This is a genomic window from Aeromicrobium sp. Leaf272 (assembly GCF_001422865.1).
Classification (GTDB): Bacteria; Actinomycetota; Actinomycetes; order Propionibacteriales; family Nocardioidaceae; genus Aeromicrobium.
In genome coordinates this window covers 290,815-291,517 of sequence record NZ_LMMY01000011.1, presented here as the reverse complement: position 1 = coordinate 291,517, position 703 = coordinate 290,815, and the positions used below count along the sequence as shown (strand labels likewise).

Annotated in this window: 1 protein-coding gene; it reads right to left on the bottom strand. The window is 71.1% G+C overall.

The genetic code is table 11. The features are described from left to right. Positions 1-44 precede the first annotated feature (44 nt). Positions 45-332: a hypothetical protein gene (locus ASF38_RS19725; protein ID WP_369815185.1), complete on the bottom strand. Its 288-nt coding sequence runs from the start codon at positions 330-332 to the stop codon at positions 45-47. Positions 333-703 lie beyond the last annotated feature (371 nt).

Genomic DNA, 703 nt, shown 5'->3' with positions numbered 1-703 from the left:
CGTCGGTCATGCGATCACCTCGGTGGGATCAGGGGGAAGGGATGTCATCGGGACGTGACGTGCACGACGTGCGCGCACGTGCGCGCGGGGTCGAGGCGCACGTAGTTGGCCGCGCCCCAGTCGTAGGTCTCGCCGGTCACCTCGTCGTGGGCGACGAGACGCGCGTCGTGGTCGAACCCGAGCTCGTGCAGGTCGAGGAACAGGGTGCCCTCGCGCGCCTCGTGCGGGTCGAGCGAGAGCACGACGACGACGGTGTCGCCCGTGGCGGGGTCCTGCTTGGACCAGGCCAGCAGGGCGTCGTGGTCGACATGGTGGAAGTGCAGCGTGCGCATCTGCTGCAGCGCCGGGTGAGCACGGCGGATCTCGTTGAGCCGGGTGAGCCACGGCTCGAGGGAGCGGCCCTCGGCCAGGGCCCCGGCGAAGTCACGCGGGCGCAGCTGGAACTTCTCGGAGTCGAGGTACTCCTCGGCACCCGGTCGCAGCACCGCGGACTCGAACAGCTCGTAGCCGGCGTACACGCCCCAGGTGGGGGCCAGCGTCGCCGCGAGGGCGGCGCGCAGGGCGAACATGCCCGGTCCCCCCACCTGCAGGTGCGCGGGGAGGATGTCGGGCGTGTTGACGAAGAGGTTGGCGCGCCCCTCGTCCCAGTGCTCGCGCAGGTCCTCTCCGAACTCGGTGATCTCCTGCTTGGTGGTGCGCCAGG